The sequence below is a fragment of the Pseudomonas sp. D47 genome (genome assembly GCF_045447305.1).
GTDB lineage: Bacteria > Pseudomonadota > Gammaproteobacteria > Pseudomonadales > Pseudomonadaceae > Aquipseudomonas.
Window position 1 is genome coordinate 166,041 of sequence record NZ_JBJGXU010000001.1, and the last position, 13,224, is coordinate 179,264.

At 62.2% G+C, this 13,224-nt stretch carries 16 protein-coding genes; 2 read left to right on the top strand and 14 right to left on the bottom strand.

Annotated features, from left to right (window positions below):
• Nucleotides 1-24: 24 nt before the first annotated feature.
• From ACI77I_RS00730 to ACI77I_RS00740, 3 genes are read right to left on the bottom strand one after another with little or no spacing between them, the layout of a single operon-like run.
• The gene (locus ACI77I_RS00730; protein ID WP_094949131.1) at nt 25-927 is read right to left on the bottom strand and encodes a transporter substrate-binding domain-containing protein; all 903 of its coding nucleotides are present in this window, start codon (nt 925-927) and stop codon (nt 25-27) included.
• A gap of 24 nt (nt 928-951) precedes the next feature.
• Complete coding sequence (locus ACI77I_RS00735) at nt 952-1,302, bottom strand: RidA family protein (RefSeq protein WP_094949132.1); 351 nt, start codon at nt 1,300-1,302, stop codon at nt 952-954.
• A 10-nt stretch (nt 1,303-1,312) separates the two neighbouring features.
• On the bottom strand, nt 1,313-2,578 hold the full coding sequence (locus ACI77I_RS00740) for a D-amino acid dehydrogenase (RefSeq protein WP_406996931.1): 1,266 nt from the start codon (nt 2,576-2,578) through the stop codon (nt 1,313-1,315).
• 83 nt (nt 2,579-2,661) lie between these two features.
• Between ACI77I_RS00740 and ACI77I_RS00745 the strand changes: the two genes are divergently transcribed.
• Complete coding sequence (locus ACI77I_RS00745) at nt 2,662-3,564, top strand: LysR family transcriptional regulator (RefSeq protein ID WP_094949134.1); 903 nt, start codon at nt 2,662-2,664, stop codon at nt 3,562-3,564.
• Between the two features lie 126 nt (nt 3,565-3,690).
• On the opposite strand, the gene ACI77I_RS00750 is transcribed toward ACI77I_RS00745, so the two are convergent.
• Complete coding sequence (locus ACI77I_RS00750) at nt 3,691-4,308, bottom strand: hemolysin III family protein (RefSeq protein ID WP_094949135.1); 618 nt, start codon at nt 4,306-4,308, stop codon at nt 3,691-3,693.
• Nucleotides 4,309-4,655: 347 nt separating this feature from the next.
• Here ACI77I_RS00750 and ACI77I_RS00755 point away from each other — a divergent pair, with 347 nt between their 5' ends.
• A complete protein-coding gene (locus ACI77I_RS00755) occupies nt 4,656-5,570 on the top strand; it encodes a LysR substrate-binding domain-containing protein (protein WP_094949136.1) in 915 nt (304 codons plus the stop codon).
• Here the strand turns inward: ACI77I_RS00755 and madM are convergent.
• From madM to ACI77I_RS00805, 10 genes are all read right to left on the bottom strand, one after another.
• Nucleotides 5,567-6,331 (bottom strand): malonate transporter subunit MadM, encoded by a 765-nt coding sequence (madM, locus tag ACI77I_RS00760; RefSeq protein WP_094949235.1) that lies wholly within the window; start codon nt 6,329-6,331, stop codon nt 5,567-5,569. The two genes, ACI77I_RS00755 and madM, sit on opposite strands and share 4 nt — an antisense overlap.
• 5 nt (nt 6,332-6,336) lie before the next feature.
• Complete coding sequence (gene madL / locus ACI77I_RS00765) at nt 6,337-6,729, bottom strand: malonate transporter subunit MadL (RefSeq protein WP_083356328.1); 393 nt, start codon at nt 6,727-6,729, stop codon at nt 6,337-6,339.
• A 67-nt stretch (nt 6,730-6,796) separates the two neighbouring features.
• Complete coding sequence (gene mdcH / locus ACI77I_RS00770) at nt 6,797-7,696, bottom strand: malonate decarboxylase subunit epsilon (protein ID WP_406996796.1); 900 nt, start codon at nt 7,694-7,696, stop codon at nt 6,797-6,799.
• Nucleotides 7,693-8,289, bottom strand: a complete 597-nt coding sequence (locus ACI77I_RS00775) for a malonate decarboxylase holo-ACP synthase (protein WP_094949139.1) — start codon at nt 8,287-8,289, stop codon at nt 7,693-7,695. Before ACI77I_RS00775 ends, mdcH begins: the two co-directional genes overlap by 4 nt.
• Nucleotides 8,283-9,053, bottom strand: coding sequence for a biotin-independent malonate decarboxylase subunit gamma (gene mdcE / locus ACI77I_RS00780; protein WP_406996797.1), 771 nt, complete (start codon nt 9,051-9,053; stop codon nt 8,283-8,285). Before mdcE ends, ACI77I_RS00775 begins: the two co-directional genes overlap by 7 nt.
• Nucleotides 9,050-9,892 (bottom strand): biotin-independent malonate decarboxylase subunit beta, encoded by an 843-nt coding sequence (locus ACI77I_RS00785; RefSeq protein WP_094949141.1) that lies wholly within the window; start codon nt 9,890-9,892, stop codon nt 9,050-9,052. The genes mdcE and ACI77I_RS00785 overlap by 4 nt, the downstream gene beginning before the upstream one ends.
• Nucleotides 9,885-10,184: a malonate decarboxylase subunit delta gene (locus tag ACI77I_RS00790; RefSeq protein WP_094949142.1), complete on the bottom strand. Its 300-nt coding sequence runs from the start codon at nt 10,182-10,184 to the stop codon at nt 9,885-9,887. Before ACI77I_RS00790 ends, ACI77I_RS00785 begins: the two co-directional genes overlap by 8 nt.
• Nucleotides 10,184-11,017 carry a triphosphoribosyl-dephospho-CoA synthase gene (locus ACI77I_RS00795; RefSeq protein WP_406996798.1) on the bottom strand — a complete coding sequence of 278 codons (834 nt, stop codon included), beginning with the start codon at nt 11,015-11,017 and terminating at the stop codon, nt 10,184-10,186. The genes ACI77I_RS00790 and ACI77I_RS00795 overlap by 1 nt, the downstream gene beginning before the upstream one ends.
• On the bottom strand, nt 11,018-12,688 hold the full coding sequence (mdcA, locus tag ACI77I_RS00800) for a malonate decarboxylase subunit alpha (RefSeq protein ID WP_406996799.1): 1,671 nt from the start codon (nt 12,686-12,688) through the stop codon (nt 11,018-11,020).
• 217 nt (nt 12,689-12,905) lie between these two features.
• Nucleotides 12,906-13,142: a DUF6124 family protein gene (locus tag ACI77I_RS00805; protein ID WP_406996800.1), complete on the bottom strand. Its 237-nt coding sequence runs from the start codon at nt 13,140-13,142 to the stop codon at nt 12,906-12,908.
• Nucleotides 13,143-13,224: the final 82 nt, after the last annotated feature.

Sequence of the window (13,224 nt, forward strand, 5' to 3'; positions counted from 1 at the left end):
GCTCCCACATTTTGAACCGGGCTGTCAGTCCACCGGATCACTGACCGGCTTGGCAATAATCGCCTTCAACTCAGCCGTCATCGGGAATTCCAGGTTCAAGCCCTTGGGCGGAATCGGCTGTTCAAACCAACGCTGGTAAATTCCGTTGATCTCCCCGGAGCGATACAGGTCGCCGAGTGTTTCGTTGACCACCGCGAGAAACTGCGGGTCGTCCTTGCGCACCATGCAACTGTAGATCTCCCGCGACTGCTCCTTGCCCACCACCACCCAGCGATGCGGGTCACGCGCCTTGGCGCGCTCGCCGTAGAGCAACGCGTCATCCATGTAAAACGCCACCGCACGTCCGGTCTCGAGCATCTTGAAGGCTTCGCCGTGGTCCTTGGCGCTGATCACAAACATATTGGCCTTGTGTTCGGCGTTATAGCTCTTCAGAAAGCGTTCGTTAGTGGTGCCGGCGGTGGTCACCACATTCTTGCCTTTGAGGTCTTCAAAGCCTTGAATCCCGCTGTCCTTGGCGGTCAGCAACTGGCCCTTCACGTAGATAAACCCGTACGAAAACGCCACCTGCTTCTGCCGCTCGGCGGTCACGCCGGTGGAGCCGCATTCCAGGTCCACCGTGCCGTTTTGCACCAGCGGGATACGGGTTTGGGAAGTCACCAGGTTGTACTTCACGCCGAGGTTGGCCAGCCCGGTTTTCTGCTGGATACGCTCGACGATCTTGCTCGCCAGGTCGACCGAATAGCCCATGGGCTTGCCGCTGTGATCCCCAACGTAGGAGAACGGCACCGACGCATCGCGATAACCCAAGGTGATGGACTTGGCACTGGCGATCTTGCTCAACGTGCCGTCCAGCGGGGTTTCAGTCGCCTGAACCTGGGCGCCAAACAAAAGCCCCAGGGTGCAGCCGGTCAACAGGATTTTTTTCATTGTTATTCTCCGTTGGTCTTGCGGTTATTTACGGATAGCAATCACGCTGATTTCCACCAGCACAGTCGGGCGCGCCAGTTCTGCCTGCAAGGTCGTGCGCGTTGGCGCCATGCCTGGCGACAGCCACGCGGCCCACACTGCATTCATCGGCGCAAAACCGTCACCGATGTTTTTCAGGTAAATCGTTGCGTTGAGCAGGTGATCCTTATCACTGCCGGCTTGCGCCAGCAATGCATCGATCTTGGCCAATACTTCGCGGGTTTGCGTGGCCACATCCTGGCCCTCACCCGGCACCTGGCCCGAAAGAAACACCAGGTCCTTGAAGGTGACGGCGCCAGATAGGCGCTCATTGCTGCTGATTCGGTTGATGGTCATGGCTGCATCCTCAAGCGGCGCGGGGCGTCAGGCCCTGCATATCAATGGAAGGAACGTGCTGGCCGATCAACTCGGCCAGCAGTTGGCCGCTGCCGCAGGCCAGGGTAAAGCCGAGCGCGCCGTGGCCCAGGTTCAGCCACAGGTTGCGATAAGCACTGGCGCCAATCAGCGGCACCCCGGTTGGCGTGGCGGGGCGCATGCCGGCCCATTCGACAGCGTGGGCGTAGTCGCCGGCATGGGGAAACGTCTCCAGCGCCTGGCGTTTGATCAGCGCCAGGCGCTTGGGCTCAAGGCTCGCGTCAAAGCCGACGATATCGACCATGGCGGCCACACGCAGCTGCTCGCCAATCCGCGCATAAACAATCTTGCGGTCATAGTCGGTGATGCTCACGCTCGGCGCCTGGTGCTGCGCCCCAATCGGCACGCTCAGGCTGTAGCCCTTGAGCGGATACAGCGGCAGCGACAGGCCAGGCAACCCCAACTGCGCACTGCGATGCCCGGCCGCCAGTACCACGTGTTCCACCGGCAGCACTTCATCGCCGAGCACGATGGCCTGCACCGCACCGTCGGCGTGGCGGATTTGCGTGACCTTGCGCCCCAGCAAAAAGGTGCAAAGCCCCGAGGCCTCAAGCCGCGCGGCCAGCCGCTGGCAGAAGGCATGACAGTCCGCGACTTCTTCATTGGGCGTGTAGATGCCACCGACAAAATCACCGCCCGCCAACGCCGGTTCCAGGCGCGCGCAGTCGGCGGCCAACAGCACCTGTTGCTGCAGAATATCGGTGACCTTGCTGCGTGCCTTGTCGAAAGTACCAGCGCTGCGAAAGGTCACCAGCTTGCCGTTGCGCCGCCAGTCGAAGTCGCCCAGGCGGTCATCCTCGCGCCACTGTTGCAAGGTGGCCTGGCTCAAGGACGCCAGGCGCAGCAGGTGAGCGGCATTACGCTGGTTCACCGAGCCACGGCAGGCGCCGAGAAACGCCGCCATCCAGCGCCATTGCTGCGGGTCGAGGCGCGGGCGCAGCTTCAGCGGCGAATCACCACGCAGCAGCCAGCCAAGGGCTTGCAGCGGCACGCCTTTATCGGCCAACGGCGCGACGTAGCGGTAGGACAATTGCCCACCGTTGGCGAAACTGGTCTCGCTGCCCAGGCTGTCGCGCGCCTCGATCACCGTTACCGCGTGCCCGGCACGCACCAGCGCGTAGGCAGTCGCCAAGCCGATGACGCCACCGCCGATGATGCAAATGCGCTTGGCCATGCCCGCCCCTACCGTTGAATGAATAGGCCTCAAGCGTAGGGCCAGGTGACAGGCCCGCGACAATGAATAAAGATGGGTCACCTATAAACAAAGGTTATGGACGTGCCATGCGCTTACGTCATATCGAAATCTTCCAGGCTATTCGCCAAACCGGCTCGGTCAGCGCCGCCGCGCAGTTGCTGCACGTCTCGCAACCGGCGGTGACTAAAGTGTTGCAGCACGCCGAGCTGCAATTGGGTTTCCCGCTGTTTCTGCGCGTGCGCGGCAAGTTGCAGCCCACCCCGGAAGCCCTGGCGCTGGAAAGCGAAGTCGAGAAAGTCACCCAGAGCCTGCAAGGTGTGCGGCGCCTGGCCAAGAGCTTGCGCCGCGAGCCAGGCCAGAGCGTGCGCATAGGCGCCATTCCGGCGCTGGCCCTGTCGCTGCTGCCGCCGGCGATTCTGGAGTGGACGCGCGACTACCCGGACATCGCCTGCGAGCTGTCCAGCGACCACAGCCGCGAGTTGGTACAGAAGCTGTTGATGCGTGAGATCGACCTGGCGCTGACCCTCAACTTCTCCGGCCACCCCGGCTTGACCACGCAAGTGTTGGCTAATGGGGTGTTGGTGGCGTTGGCTTCAAAAGGCTATTGGCCGCAGGCGCAATTGCACCAACCACTGCCACTGGCCGATCTGGCGGGGGCGCCGTTGATTGGCCTGTCCAGCGCCGACCCGTTGGCGGCCAAACTCGACAGTTACCTGGAAAATGTCGACCCGCCGCCGCGGGTGACCATTTCCGTACAGACCTATTCCCTGGCCCGGGCCATGGTGGAGTCCGGCGCCGGTTTGACCGTGATCGACCCGTTCACCGCCCTCGGCGCGTCGACGGCCACTACCTGCATCCGTACGCTTACCCCACCGCTGCCGATCACCCTGTACGCGCTGACCCGCGCCGATGAACCGCCGCCGCATATGCTGGCGAACCTGCTGCAGATTTTCGGCAAGCGCGCGCGTGAACTGCTGGAACGCTTATGAGAACACCACAAAACTAATGTGGGAGCGGGCTTGCTCGCGAATGCGGCGTGTCAGCCACTTCATCCGTCACTGATACACCGCATTCGCGAGCAAGCCCGCTCCCACATTTTTTAACCGCGTTGCCTGTTACAGCACGTAATGCATGATCGCCACAAAATGCAGCACGCTGCCGCCGATCACGAACAAGTGCCAGATCCCATGGGAATGGCGCATACGATCTTCCAGAGCAAAAAAGATGATGCCCACGGTGTACAACACCCCGCCCGAGGCCAGCCACACAAAGCCCGCCGTACCCAACGCGGCAAGCAGCGGCTTGACCGCCACCAGCACGATCCAGCCCATCACCGCGTAGATCACAATCGACAGAATGCGCGCCTCGGAGCGCGGTTTGATCTCTTGCAGGATGCCAATCACCGCCAGCCCCCACACGATCCCGAACAGCGTCCACCCCCACGGCCCGCGCAGCGTCACCAGGCAAAACGGCGTGTAGCTGCCGGCGATCAGCAGGTAGATCGAAAAGTGGTCGACCTTCTGCATGATCGCTTTTCGCCGCCCGCGCACGCTGTGGTACACGGTGGACGCGCTGTACAGCACCAGCAGCGTAAAGCCATAAATCGCCACGCTGACGATCTTCCAGGGGCTGCCGTCCAGGCTCGCCACCACCAACATCCACACTGCCCCCACAAAAGCTGCAACCGCCCCGAACAAATGGCTCCAGGCGTTGAATCGTTCCCCGTGATACATGTGTCACTCACCTCGAATAACGGTTACCACTTGGTTGTGCTACCTGCATTCTGACGCGCTGGGCGGCTCGGCAGGTAACAACCTTTTTTTCATTTTCCCAAACGCATACGCCGATAGATGATTCGCTTCATGCCTGGGCCCCAACTTCGCCAACGTCGGCATTCTCTTCGGCCGACGCCTGCTTAGCTTGGCGGGTGCGGTTGTGACCGTGTGCAGGCGGTACCTGTTCCCCTCATTGATGTCCGCGTGCGCAGGTTTGGCCTATGCCAAGTGGCGGTGCAGTGCATGGCTGGGAGCAAACTGGTTTTAGAGGCACAATCGACGGCATTCAAATAAGAGCCACGGCCATGCTGATCGACGAAGAATTCACCCTCAAGAAGCTCGAGATCTTCCTGGCGTTCATGCGCACCGGCAACCTGGCCCGCGCCGCCGCCGAGCTGCAAACCAGCAACGTCAGCGTGCACCGCGCCATCCACTCGCTGGAAAACGCGCTGCGCTGCCCCTTGTTCAAACACGAAGGGCGCAACCTCACCCCGCTGGAAAGCGCTTACGTGTTGGAGGAACGCGCGCAAAAGCTGGTGGCCGACGTGGTCGACAGCGTGCGCCTGACCCGCGAAGCCGCGGGCTTTTCAGCTGAGCGCTTCAAGCTCGGCTCGCTGTATTCGCTGACGGTCAAAACCGTACCGCAGCTGATCATGGGCCTGAAAATCCGTCGCAGCGAACTTAATATCGACCTGATCCTGGGCTCCAACTTCGACCTGCTCTACAAGCTCAAGAACATGGAAGTGGACGCGATCCTGATCTCCCTCGACGAACGCGCCAACGACCCTGATTGCGAACAGATCGCGCTATTCACCGACGACATATTCCTCGCCACGCCGGCCGATTCACCCTTCGACCGCGAACAGGAAATCGACCTGGCCGACGTGCGCGACGCGACCTTCATCACCCTCACCCAAGGCTTCGCCACCCATCAGGATGGCAACCGGGTGTTCAAGCAGGCGGGGTTTGAGCCGAAGGTGGCGATGCAGGTCAATGACATCTTCACGCTGCTGAGCATGGTCAGTTCGGGCGTGGGTTATGCGCTGCTGCCGGGGCGGATTGCGGCGGTGTATGAGAACCGCGTGAAGCTGATACCGCTGCAACCCAGGTATCGGTTGCAGCAGCATATTGGCGTGGCGTTTTTGAAGGCCAAGGAGCGCGACCCGAATTTGCTGGCGCTGTTGGCCGAGTGTCGGATGTATGCCAATCGGGGCGGCTAACCCACCAAGCCACGCATGATCAGAAACAACAACGACGGCCCCAGCAAACACCCCAGCGCCGTATAAAACGCGGCTGTGAGGCAGCCATACGGCACCAGTTTCGGATCGGTTGCCGCTAACCCGCCGGCCACGCCGCTGGACGTACCCATCAAGCCTCCGAAAATCACTGCGCTGCGAGGGTTGTTAAGGCCGATAAACGGCGCCACGAACGGCGTCATGACCATCACCAGAATCGCCTTGATCAACCCCGCGGCAATGGACAGCGCCATCACCTCGGAGCTGGCGCCAATCGCCGCACCGGTGACCGGCCCGACAATATAAGTCACGGCGCCAGCACCGATCGTGGTCAGACTCACCGCATCGGTATAACCGAACGCCATGGCCACGCCGACCCCGGCGATAAATGATGAACCCACGCCGACAAACAGTGCCAGCACACCGGCATAGCCGGCGCGTTTGAGCTCATCGACACTCACCCCAAACGCCGTGGCGACAATCGCAAAGTCCCGCAGCATCGCACCGCCCAACAGGCCGATGCCCGACAGCAACGGAATATCCACCACCCCTTTGGAGCCACCGGTAAATGCGCCACCGACATAGGACAGCGCCAGCCCAAGCAAAATAGCGATGGCCGAGCCGTGCAGACGGCCTTTGGTAAAGTTATTGGAGATCCAGTAGGACACCCACATGGTCAGGCCGATCACGGCAAAACCACTGATCAGGCCGTAGCCGGTGATCACTTTCATCATCGATTCGTACATGACGATCACCCGGCTTCTTTGGTGGGAACAACCGCGCGCGGCTCACGGTTGCCGATGCGTGACAGCACCGGCACTAAGGCAAAGCCCAGCACCACTGCAAGCGTGCCAGCCAGAATCGCCATAGGGCCGCCCTTGATCGCGCCGTAGACGTTTTGCTGGGCAGCCATGGCGACCACAATAGGAATGTAAATCGCCGCCCAGAACGTCAGGCCCTGCTCGGACTTGCCGACAAACAGGCCGCGTTTTTGCAAATAACTGCCCAGGCCGATCAGCAACAACATGGCGATACCCACGCCACCAACGTTGGCTGGGATGCCCAGTAACTTACCCAGCACCTCGCCCACAAACAGCCCCACCAGCGTACAAAACGCTAGAAACGCTACACCGTAAATAATCATCGTGTTTTTCCTCAAAGTGCTTCATCGAAATTGTTGTTTTTGTGCTTCGAAAGCCTTGGGTAATGCTTTATCGGTGGCGGCGCTCCTCCTCTTGCAGCAGGGCCTGCAAGGTGTCCAGGCGTGCGCCTTCGCAGGCGATCACCGTGCCTTGTTCGAAGACACGGCGTGACAGGCCGGTCAGCACCGCGCCCGGCGGCAGTTCGATTTGCAAGCGCACGCCACGCTCGTAGGCGCTCTGCACGGTGCCGCGCCAATCGACAATGCGGCACATGTTGAAGGCCAGGTCGTCGCGCAGTTGCTCAGGGTTGTGGATCGGCCGCGCGCGGGTGCTGCTCAGGTAGGTAATACGCGGCGCTTTGAGCGTCACGAACGCTTGGGCCAGCGCCTGGGCAGGCGCCTCCAGCAGCGCGCAATGGGACGGCACGCTGACGGCCAGGCGCTTGGCAACGCCGTTGCCTTTGATGCGTGCTGCGACGAGCTTCATTGCCTCGTCGCTGCCGGCGATGACGGTTTGGTTGTCGGCGTTGATATTGGCCAAATACACCGGGGTTTGCGGGCTGTGGATTTCGGCGAGCACATTTTCGACTGTGGATAACTCCGGGCCGATGATCGCGGTCATCCCAAAGCCTTGTGGATAAGCGCTTTGCATCAGTTCGCCGCGCAGGCTGACCAGTTTTACTGCGTCGGCAAAATCCAGGGCGCCCGCGATCACCGCCGCCGGGTAGGCGCCGATGGACAGGCCCGCGACGTAATCGGGCGTGTGTTGCAACTGGCGGGCATGGGCGACACCGACGATCAGCAGGCATAGCTGAACGGCACGCGTGCTTGCCAAGGCTTGCGCCGAATCGAGCGTGCGAACGTCTTCGCCCAAGGCATCACTGGCTTCTTGCAGAATGTCAGCCGCCAGCGCCTGGAGCATGCCCGTGCGTTGGGCGCCCTGCCCCGGAAACACCAGAAGGCTGCTCATGCCACGGCCTGCCACGGGTCCACCACCAAATGCGCGCCGCTGAGGGTTTTCAGCAGTACCCGGCGTGAGCCGCCGGCCCATTCGCGCAAGGCAACGGCGCCAAATGGGGTTTGCAGTTGCAGGTCCACGGCACACGGTGCGGTGTCCAGTATCGCCAGCAGATCCTCGGCATCGCCGCGCGCCAGCCGCTCGGGCGTGCGCAGGATCAAATCCAGGTCGCTCTGCTCATGCAGCGCTTCAATTCCGCTGGCCAGCTCGAAACCCGCGCTGCCTGTGACGCCCCACGCCTCCTGCGCCAACACCGGGCGCAGTAGATCGAGCGCGCGCAACGCCGGTAGATCCCGACGCGAGATCACCCCACGCAAAGCCTCCGGCGTTACTCGCCGCTGCACGGCCGCGACGGGCATCACTGCCGCAAACCGCTGCTCACGCAAACGCCCGCGCACGCCGATCGCCACCTGGCCCGACTCGGCGATGGCACGACGCACCACCACCGGGTGGCCGGCGCTGATCACATCCAGCGCCCAGGCCGGCGCATCGGTGGGCAGATGCGCCGGGGCCATGCCCCAGAGCAAATCGTGCGCGTTCACCACTGCTCCCGCAGCAGTTGGCGTACGTGGCTGGAAGCGGCGCGATGGGTGGCGCCCAGGCGTCCTTTTAAATCCGGGCCAGCGACATCGTTGATAGCGTGCAGCAAGCAATCACTGACCCGCACCACATCGTCCGCCGTGGGTTGTTCAATCTGCCTGACCGACAGCGTTTCCCAGAGCAAACCGAGGCTGGCATAACTGTCGATGTCGTAGGCCATGGGCGGTACGCTGGCGGCCAGGGCTTCCAGCTCTTCGACGCTGCGCAGGGTCACCCGCGCCGCCGAGGCCTTGCCCATGGCGTGCACCATCACGCCGGGGTCACGCAGGGCGATCATCCGGTTGGCCTGATAGCCGTGGGCGAGAAACGCCCCGGACATGGCCTTGCCCACCAGCAGCGCGATTACCGGGTGGCCGGCCAACCGAGCGCGGGCGTAGCTGTCGGCGGCGGCGGCCAGGGCTTGATGGATGCCGAGGGCTTCTTCGCGACGGCCGTAAGCTTGGCTGGGCACATCGACGATGGCGATGATCGGGCGCTTGTCGCCACGGGCGATGGCTTCGTCCACGGTCTTGGCCAAGCCCCAGCCTTCGAGCAAGCCGACTTCGCCATTGCGCGCACGCGGGAAACGGTTTTGCGCGTCGGTGACCACGGCGATGAAGCGCACGGCTTGTTCACCTAACACGCCGTCGGCGACTTTCAGCGAGGCCGGCAGCCCTTCCACAGGCGTGGCGCCGGCGCTCAATGCGTTGAACCACTGCAACCCTCTCATGAGCGGTCTCCTTGATACAGGTCGCGCACCGTGGCCGCGTCGATTTGCGGCGTGGCGTCGAGTTCGGCCAGGCGCGCCAGGTAGACATCGGCCTGACGGCTGCGCTGATGTTCGGGCAAGCCTTGTTGCAACAGCGCGGTGACGGTCTGTTGCACCTGCGCCACATCGTCCGCCACATAACGGTCAGCCAAGCCGCTGTTAAAACGTTGCTCGCCTCCGGTGAGGCTCCAGATAAACGGGCGGTCGCGAGAGTCGTATTCGTCCAGGCCCGCTTCCTGCTCGATCACTTGCGGGCCGTTAAGGCCCAGGCGCGCTTCGCGGGTAACGACGAGGTAACTGCACAACCCCGCGGCGATGGACATGCCGCCAAAGCAACCAACACTGCCCGCCACCACACCGATCACCGGCTGGTACTGACGCAGGTCGACAATCGCCGCGTGGATATCGGCAATCGCCGCCAGGCCGAGGTTGGCTTCCTGCAAGCGCACGCCGCCGGTTTCCAGCAACAGCACCGCGCGGGTCGGGATGCCCTTGCGGTTGTCTTCAGCCGCCAGTTCAAGGGCACCGGCGATTTTCGCGCCGCCGACTTCACCCAGGCTGCCGCCCTGGAAGTTGCCTTCGATAGCAGCGACCACGACTGGCAATCCGGCGATGTTGCCCTTGGCAATCACCACGCCGTCATCGGCCTGGGGCACCACGCCTTGGCGGCTGAGCCAGGGCGACATCACGCGTTGAAAGGGGTCGATCAGTTCGCGATAAGAGCCGGCGTCCAGCAAGGCCTTGGCCCGCTGCCGTGCGCCCAGTTCAACGAAGCTGTGTTTGTTGAGCAAGTCAGTCATGGCCGATCTCCTCGAAGCCTTGCTCCAGACGCAAGCGCACCACGCCGGGCGTGGCGCCAAAGTCGTGGATATCAATCTTCAAGGCCGGCGGCGTGTACGCCTGGAAGATCCGCTCGAACAGATGCTGCCAGCGTTGTTCGGCGCCATTCACCGAGGTCTGCACCTGGATAGTCAGCGTGCCGGGCGTGCCCGGTTCCAGCAGCACTTCCAGGTCGCCGGAGCCGACACACCCCACCAGCGCACGGCCCTTGGGCGGCTGCCCGGCGGGAAATTCAAAGGATAAGGTTTCCATCACAACGCTCCGTCGAGGCGGTCGATAAACAGGCAGGCGGCCAACAGGTCGGCGGCGCCGCCGGGGGAGGCATTCAGGGCCAGCAATTGGAGATCGAGTGCGTGCAGTTGGCGCCGGCCGGCGAGGGTTGCGCTGCCGCCCGCATCCAGCACGGCTTGGGCACCGCGTTGCATGGCGTGCAAGCCTTCGGTGCCTGCGCGGTAGAGCACGCAGGTGTCGGCCAGGTCGGTCATGATCGCGAGCAAGGCGTCCAGGCGGGCGTTCTGTTCGCCAGCGTTTTGCCGGCGGCTTTTGTGCAGTTGCGGCAGGCCGCGTTGCATCACCGACGGGAAGCCCAGTTGCGCTTCTTCACGGGCGCCGCGCGCGCCGTAGCGTTGCGCAACGTGGGCGCCGTGGCTCAGGGGCTGCGGGGCGTAGCGGTCGTTGAGCAGGGCCAGTTTGGCCGCCGTCAGCGTGACGGCGCGTGGCTCCAGGGCGGCGGCAGCGGTAAGTAAACCGAGCGCCCAGATCGCGCCGCGATGGGTGTTCACGCCGTGGGTGGTGGTGAGCATGGCCTGTTCACCTTCACGACCGATACGCCCGAGGGCTTCGCGCAGAGGTAAACCGACTTCACCGAATTCAAGCGCGGCTTCCGCCATTTCTTTGAACATCGGCCACAGTGACAGTGCCGAAGCGTGCATCAGGCCCAGGTGCAAATCGCTGTGGGCGCCGTTGCCGCGACGGTCCACCAAGGCGGGTTTGGGCGACAGGTCAGCCTCATCGATCAGCGCATCGACGGCCCTATCCGCCAGGCGATCAGCGAGGCTTATTTCATGCAATTTGAGCGCGCGCATTTACCAGCTCCTGAACTTGGCGGGCGGGTTGTACAAGCCACCGGACCACTCCACCAAGTCGGCCACACTCTTGGCGGCCAACAGCTCACGGGTGGCGTCGGTGCGGCGGATGCCGAGGTCTTCGGGCAAGGCGATCAAGCCTTCGCGGCGCATGCGCGCGGTGTCCTTGGGGTTGTGGCGCATGCCGATGGCGGTGACGCCTGCCACGGCGGCGATCATCGCCTGGCGCTCTTCCAAGGAGCGCGCCTTGTACAGGTAGGCGATGCCTTCTTCGGTGAGCAAGTGGGTGACGTCGTCGCCGTAGATCATGATCGGCGCCAGCGGCATGCCGCTTTTGCGCGCCACTTCCACTGCGTCGAGGGTTTCGACGAACGTAGGTTTGCCGCCTTCCTGGAAGGTTTCAACCATTTGTACAACCAACTTTTTGCCACGTTCAAGCAAGGCTTGCGGCGCGTCATCGTGGCGCATATCCAGCCACGCCGGGGTGCCATGGCGACGGCCGCGCGGGTCATGACCCATGTTCGGCGCACCACCAAAACCGGCGAGGCGGCCACGGGTTACGGTGGAGGAATGCCCGTCGCCATCCACTTGCAGGGTGGCGCCGATAAACAGGTCCACCGCGTACTGGCCGGCGAGTTGGCAGAACATCCGGTTGGAACGCATCGAGCCGTCACGGCCGGTGAAGAACACATCCGGCCTTGCGGCGATGTAGTTCTCCATGCCCAGTTCGGTGCCGAAGCAATGCACGCTTTGCACCCAGCCGCTTTCGATAGCGGGGATCAGTGTCGGGTGCGGGTTGAGGGTCCAGTTGCGGCAGATTTTACCTTTAAGACCGAGGGATTCGCCGTAGGTCGGCAGGATCAATTCGATAGCGGCCGTGTTGAAGCCGATGCCGTGGTTAAGCGACTGCACATTGTGTTTTTCATAGATGCCACGGATCGCCATCATCGCCATCAGCACATGCACCGGCTTGATATGGCGCGGGTCGCGGGTGAACAACGGCTCGATGTAGAACGGCTTGTCGGCCACCACCACAAAATCCACCCAGCTGGCTGGGATGTCGACGCGGGGCAAATCCGTGACGTCATCCACCAACTGGTTGACCTGCACGATCACGATGCCATCGCTGAACGCGGCAGGCTCGATCAGCGCCGGCGTGTCTTCGGTGCTGGCGCCAGTGTAGATATTGCCGGCGCGGTCGGCCATGAAACCGGCCGACAGTACGACGCTGGGGATCAAATCCACCACCAGCCGTGCGTAGAGTTCGATATAGGTGTGGATCGCGCCGATTTCCAGCAAGCCGTCTTCCAGCAACTGGCTGATGCGCAAGGATTGGGTGCCGGCAAAGGAGAAATCCAGCTTGCGCGCGATACCCTTTTCAAACAGGTCCAAGTGCTCGGAGCGGCCGACACTGGGCATGATCATGTGCAAATCGTGGAGCTTGGCCGGGTTGGCCTTGGCCAGGGAGCGCGAGAGGAAATCGGCTTGCTTTTGGTTATTGCCCTCCAGCACCACACGGTCGCCAGGGAGGATCAGGGCTTCCAGGGCCTCGACGATTTTGTCGCTGGGCAACACCGCCCCGTCTGCGTATTTTTTGACCAGCCCGAGACGCCGCTGCTTCTCGTCGCGCCGCCGCGTCCAGCGCGAGTCGGGGGTGATGGTTGTTGTCATGGTCGCTCCACGGGGTTTGCTGTCGTGGGCTGTACCTTAGGAGTGAAATTGGGGGGTATCAATCAAGCCCAACGCTGAATCGTTACGGTTGGAGTAACGGACCATGAGCAAATACGGGCTTGAGCCAAACAAAGACTGAAAATGTGGGAGCTGGCTTGCCAGCTCCCACATTTGTTGGGTGGTGGGTGTTAGATAGCGGTCCCAAACAGGGACCGATTTAACCTTCCGGTGCAGGGCTGACTTGTTCCAGCGCTCTATCGACCAGCAACTGACCCAAGTCGGCCATTTGCTGAATGCCGAGCATGATTGCGCGCTGGGAGGTGTCCAGGTTGAAGGCAAGATTGCAGGTCATGGCGTTTAGCGACGATAAGGTTTCGCTGGCGTTGACCAGTAGAGCTTCGGTGTTTTGATCGGGGTTAACGGTGAAAATATTGGACGAGGACGAATTCGACATGATGTGCGGTTCCTAAACGAATCATTGAGGAACGCCTTTGAATCTAGGCGTCTTGAACGCCTAAACAGATTTCTCGGACTTG

Bases quoted from the DNA above. Each gene is read 5' to 3' on its own strand.
- ACI77I_RS00730 (WP_094949131.1), bottom strand. From the start codon at position 927: ATGAAAAAAATCCTGTTGACCGGCTGCACCCTGGGGCTTTTGTTTGGC.
- ACI77I_RS00735 (WP_094949132.1), bottom strand. From the start codon at position 1,302: ATGACCATCAACCGAATCAGCAGCAATGAGCGCCTATCTGGCGCCGTC.
- ACI77I_RS00745 (WP_094949134.1), top strand. From the start codon at position 2,662: ATGCGCTTACGTCATATCGAAATCTTCCAGGCTATTCGCCAAACCGGC.
- ACI77I_RS00750 (WP_094949135.1), bottom strand. From the start codon at position 4,308: ATGTATCACGGGGAACGATTCAACGCCTGGAGCCATTTGTTCGGGGCG.
- ACI77I_RS00755 (WP_094949136.1), top strand. From the start codon at position 4,656: ATGCTGATCGACGAAGAATTCACCCTCAAGAAGCTCGAGATCTTCCTG.
- madM (WP_094949235.1), bottom strand. From the start codon at position 6,331: ATGTACGAATCGATGATGAAAGTGATCACCGGCTACGGCCTGATCAGT.
- madL (WP_083356328.1), bottom strand. From the start codon at position 6,729: ATGATTATTTACGGTGTAGCGTTTCTAGCGTTTTGTACGCTGGTGGGG.
- mdcH (WP_406996796.1), bottom strand. From the start codon at position 7,696: ATGAGCAGCCTTCTGGTGTTTCCGGGGCAGGGCGCCCAACGCACGGGC.
- mdcE (WP_406996797.1), bottom strand. From the start codon at position 9,053: ATGAGAGGGTTGCAGTGGTTCAACGCATTGAGCGCCGGCGCCACGCCT.
- ACI77I_RS00785 (WP_094949141.1), bottom strand. From the start codon at position 9,892: ATGACTGACTTGCTCAACAAACACAGCTTCGTTGAACTGGGCGCACGG.
- ACI77I_RS00790 (WP_094949142.1), bottom strand. From the start codon at position 10,184: ATGGAAACCTTATCCTTTGAATTTCCCGCCGGGCAGCCGCCCAAGGGC.
- ACI77I_RS00795 (WP_406996798.1), bottom strand. From the start codon at position 11,017: ATGCGCGCGCTCAAATTGCATGAAATAAGCCTCGCTGATCGCCTGGCG.
- mdcA (WP_406996799.1), bottom strand. From the start codon at position 12,688: ATGACAACAACCATCACCCCCGACTCGCGCTGGACGCGGCGGCGCGAC.
- ACI77I_RS00805 (WP_406996800.1), bottom strand. From the start codon at position 13,142: ATGTCGAATTCGTCCTCGTCCAATATTTTCACCGTTAACCCCGATCAA.